The sequence below is a fragment of the Streptomyces sp. NPDC038280 genome, from assembly GCF_055600045.1.
Genome location: NZ_JBVJYZ010000037.1, coordinates 1 through 5146, shown reverse-complemented (window position 1 = coordinate 5146; position 5146 = coordinate 1). Strand labels below are relative to the sequence as shown.

General features: G+C 70.9%; 1 protein-coding gene. It reads right to left on the bottom strand.

The annotated features are described in order from the left end of the window. Nucleotides 1–5125 (bottom strand): amino acid adenylation domain-containing protein (locus ACZ7J0_RS33655; RefSeq protein ID WP_470893874.1); only part of this gene is annotated, 5125 nt, incomplete at its 3' end. Between the last annotated feature and the right edge of the window lie 21 nt (nt 5126–5146).

Genomic DNA, 5146 nt, shown 5'->3' with positions numbered 1-5146 from the left:
TCACACTGTCGGCGTCAGTCTCTGCACCGAGCAGCTCCCGCTGCCAGAGCGCGTAATCCGCATACTGGACCGGCAACGGCTCCCACCCCGGCGCCCGACCCTCGCACCGCGCCGCATACGCCGCCGACAAGTCCCGCGCCAGCGGAGCCGTCGACCAGCCATCACCCGCAATGTGATGCACCACCACAACCAGCACCCGCTCATCAGGCCCGGCCTCCAACAGTGTCGCCCGAATCGGCACCTCCGCCGACAGTTCGAACGCGCACCCCACAGCCTCCGTGACAGCACCATCCAACTCGCCGCCCGAAACCGGGACCACGTTCAACGCCCAGTCGAGGGTGTCAAGTTCAAGAACCTGCTGGTACGGCTGGCCATCCTCCACCGGGAACACGGTCCGCAGAACCTCGTGCCGCCCGATCACATCCCGGAAGGCCTCCCCGAGCGCATCCCCGTCCACCTCGTCCGCCACCCGCAGCACAAACGAAATGTTGTACGTCGAACTCGGCCCCTCCAACTGCCCGATGAACCACAACCGCTGCTGAGCGAAAGACAGGGGGACCCGCTCCGGGCGCTCCCCCGCCGTCAACGCCAACCGCGCCCGACCCGCGCCCAGCAGGCCGGCCGCCAGACCCGCCACCGTCGGCGACTCGAACAGGACCCGCAGCGGCACCTCGACACCAAGAACCGACCGCACCCGGCTGATCAAACGAACAGCAAGCAGAGAATGCCCGCCGAGCTCAAAGAAGTCATCGTCCACACCAACGCTGTCGAGACCCAACACCTGCGCGAACACCCCGCACAGCAGCTCCTCCTGGAGCGTCGCCGGGCCGCGCCCCGAACCCGCCTCATACTCGGGCGCGGGCAGCGCCCGCCGATCCAGCTTGCCGTTCGCCGTCAGAGGCAGCGCCTCCAGGACAACGACCGCAGACGGCACCATGTAGGACGGCAGGCTCGCGCCCACGTAGGCGCGTAGCTCTGCGGCATCAAGTTCTCCGTCCTCTCCCTTCGCGGGGATCACGTAGGCCACCAGCCGGACGTCGCCCGGGGCGTCCTCGCGGACGACGACCGCAGTCTGGGCCACCCCGGCGTGGCGCTCCAGGACCCCCTCGACCTCGCCCAGCTCGATACGGAAACCACGCACCTTGACCTGACCGTCGGTGCGGCCCAAACACTCCAGCACACCACCGGGACGCCAGCGCGCCACGTCGCCCGTGCGGTACAGCCGCTCGCCGGGCACGAACGGGGAAGCGACGAACCGCTCAGCGGTCAGCCCCGGACGGCCCAGGTACCCGCGCGCCAGCTGGGCGCCCGCGAGGTACAGCTCACCCGTCACACCAGGCGCCACCGACCGCATCCGGGCGTCGAGCACGTACGCCCGCGTGTTCGCGAACGGACGGCCGATAACGACAGGGCCCTCGCCGACCTCGGCGGACGTCGCCCAGATGGTCGCCTCGGTAGGCCCATACAGGTTCACCGCCGGCACACCCAGGGCATACAGCCGTACGGCCAGCTCCTCGGGCAGTGCCTCGCCGCCCACCAACGCACGCACCCCAGCCGGCCAGTCGCCGGCGTCCAGGAGCGCGCGCCACAGGGACGGCACCGCCTGCAAGGCGGTCGCCCCGCTCGCACGGACCAGGTCCAGCAACGCCCTCGGGTCCCGAACCGTCTCACGCCTGGCCATCACCACAGCGGCACCCGAAACGAGAGGCAGGAACAGCTCCAGAGCCGCGATGTCGAACGACACCGTCGTCACGGCCACCAGCCGGTCACCCACACCGAGCGGAACATGCTCACCGACCGCGTACAGGTGGTTGACCAGCGCCGCATGCCCGACAACCACCCCCTTGGGGCGACCGGTCGAACCCGACGTGTGGATGACATACGCCGGATGCTGCGGTAGCAGCGGAGCCATGAGCTCGGCATCGGCCGGGGGCGTCCCGTCGAGCCGGGCGAGTTCTCCCCGTACGGGCTCGGAGTCGATCTCCAAAATCGGCGTGTCCACCGACTCCGGTAGGGCTGGTGCGCACGCGGCGCTCGTGAGCACGCACACCGGCCGCGCGTCAGCGAGCATGTACGCGACCCGCTCCGCCGGGTACTCCGGATCGACCGGCAGATAGGCGCCGCCGGCCTTCACCACCGCGAGCAGCGCGACCACCAGGTCCACGCCCCGCTCCAACACCACAGCCACGATCGCCTCAGGACCGACCCCACGCCGCACCAGCAGACGCGCCAGCTCATCGGCACGCGCATCCAGATCGGCGTACGTGAGCGACTCCTCACCGTCGATCAGGGCCACCGCCTCCGGCGTACGAACCACCTGCGCCTCGAACAGCTCCGGCAACGTGGCCGCCGGAACCTCCGCGTCCGTGGCGTTCCAGCCCTCGATCACCTGGTGCAGCCCGGCCTCGTCCAGGACCCGCACCTCGTCCAGCGGGATCTCGTCGCGTCCCTCACGGTCGCTGTCGAGGGAGGTCTCGAGCGCGGCGACCAGGTTCGCGGCGGCCGTGCGCAAGTACCCGGCCACCACACCCGGGTCGATCGGCGCCACCGCGTCGACGCAGGCCCAGAGGCCGGCGTCGTCGTCGTCGACGGAGACGAAGAGCGGGTAGTTGGTGCGCTCGCGCGAGAACACCGTCCGGATCCCGTCCAGCCGTTCGTCGTGGCCCTCCTGGCCCTCGCCCGCGCGCTCCCCGGCACCGGTCCCACCGTGGTTGTTGTGGCGGTAGTTGAACAGCGCCGTGAAGAGCGGGGCGCTGCCGGGCAGCCCACTGGCCTGCTGCGCCACCGTGAGCGGCGCGTGCTCGTGCTCCAGGAGCTCGGCGAGCTGCGCGCGCATCGCGGTGACCGCGGCGACGACGCCAACCTGGTCCGTACGGACACGGACCGGCAGCGTGTTGAGGAAGGGGCCCGGGACGCGGTCGGCGCCTTCGCCCGCGTTCATGCGGCCGAACAGAATCGTGCCGAAGACCACGTCGTCGCGGCCGCTGACGGCGGCGAGCACACGGGCCCATGCGACGTGCAGCAGCGTCGCCGGGCTCGCGCCCAGGCGGCGGGACACCTTGCGGAGTCGTACCGTCAAATCGTCGCCGAACGGCACCACCTCGCGTACCGTCCCCGAGCCGTCGCCGTGTACGTCGACGATCCCGAAGGGCGCGGTCGGCTCGGTGACGTCGCCGAGCAGGTCGGCGAAGTAGCGCTCGTGCTCGGAGCGGGCGACGCCGCCGCGTGCCTGGGCCACGAAGGCGCGGAACGGCAGCGGGACCGCCAGCTCGTCGCCGCGGCCCGTGAGGAAGGCGCGCACCTCGGCGAGCAGTACCTCGATCGCTGTGTGGTCCCGCACCATGTGGTGGATCCGGACCAGCGCCAGCCACTGATCCGCGCCCGGGACCTGGGCCGCGTGGACCAGGATCAGCGGTGCTTCGCCGAGCTGCATCGTCGTGCCGCCGGCGGCCATGAGGTCGGCGACCGGATCGGTGCCGTATGGGTCGAGCGTGACCTCGGTGACGGGCAGGGTGGTGCGACGCCACACGACCTGGACCGGCTCGCGCAGACCTTCCCACACGATCGACGTACGAAAGATGTAGTGGCGATTGATCACCCGGTGCAGGGCGTCCGTGAACGCGTCGAGCCGTGCCCGCGAGTCGAACTCCAGCATCGTCGGGAGTACGTAGGCGTCCTCGCCGCCGTCGGCGAGAAGGTGGTGGAAGAGCAGGCCCTCCTGGAGCGGGGCCAGCGGGTACACATCGGCGATGTTCGCCGCGCCCCCGTCCACGGTGGCCGCTATCCGCGTGATCTCGTCCTCGGTGAGTTCGACGAGCGGCAGCATCTCGGGGGTGATCTCGGTGGCGCCGGCCGGGATCAGGTTCTCCGGCACCTCCACCTGTTCGGCGCCCGCCGCGAGGGCGAGCCCGGCCGGGGTCGGGGTCTGGAACAGTGCCCGCACCGACACGGTCACACCGCGGCCGCGCAGGTTCTCGACCAGGCGGATCGCCAGGAGCGAGTGGCCGCCGAGCCGGAAGAAGTCGCCGTCCACGCCGACGTCGTCGAGGCCGAGCACCTCGGCGAACGCGGCGCACAGGATCTCCTCGCGGGCATTGGACGGCCCCCTCCCGACATCGGAGGCGTACTCCGGCGCGGGCAGTGCCTTGCGGTCCAGCTTGCCGTTGCCGGTCAAGGGCAACGCGTCCAGGATCACGATCGCCGACGGCACCATGTGGCCGGGCAGTCGCTGCGCCGTGAACTGAGTAACTGTGCGCGAGAGTTCGGGCAGGCTCTCGTCTGCGTCGGCGTCCACCGGGACGACGTAGGCGACGAGCCTGGTGTCACCCGGTGTGTCCTCGCGGGCGACGACCGCGGCTTGGGCGATGCGGGGGTGCGCGGCGACGGCCCCCTGGACCTCGCCGAGCTCGATGCGGAAGCCGCGGATCTTGACCTGGTCGTCGGCGCGGCCCAGGAAGACCACTTGGCCGTCCGCCGTCCACTTCGCCCGGTCGCCCGTGCGGTACATGCGCCGCCCCGAGCCGTTCCCGGGAAAAGGGCACGCCACGAAGCGCTCGGCGGTCAGGCCGGCGCGCCTGACGTAGCCGCGCGCCAGCCCGGCCCCAGCCACGTACAGGTCACCGACCGCACCCACCGGCACCGGCTGCAGGTACTCGTCCAGCACGTAGAAGCGGGTGTTGGCGATCGGCGAGCCGATCGGCACGACACCGTCGACGACGTGTTCGGCGGTCAGTCGGGTGGTGGCGACGCCGATGGTGGTCTCGGTGGGACCGTAGTGGTTGTGGACCTCCCGCTCACCGGCGGCGGCGATCAGCTCCCGCAGCCAGACCGGGGACGCGGCCTCGCCGCCGAGGACGAGGGAGAGTCCGGGCAGGACGCTCTCCACGCCCTTGGTCGCTGTGAGCGCGGCCAGGTGCGACGGCACCGCCTTGAAGTGGTCGATGCGGTGCGTGGTGAGGTAGGTCGCGACCGCGGCCGGGTCGGTGACCGCGCCCTCCTGCAGAATGTGCAGCTCACCGCCGGTAGCGAGGCTCGCGAAGACCACCGTGTTACCCAGGTCGGTAGCCTGCGCCTGCAGCAGCGCATACCGCGCACCCTCACCACCGAAGCCCACACGTGCCGGCACCGAAGCGGTGTAGTTCGCCAG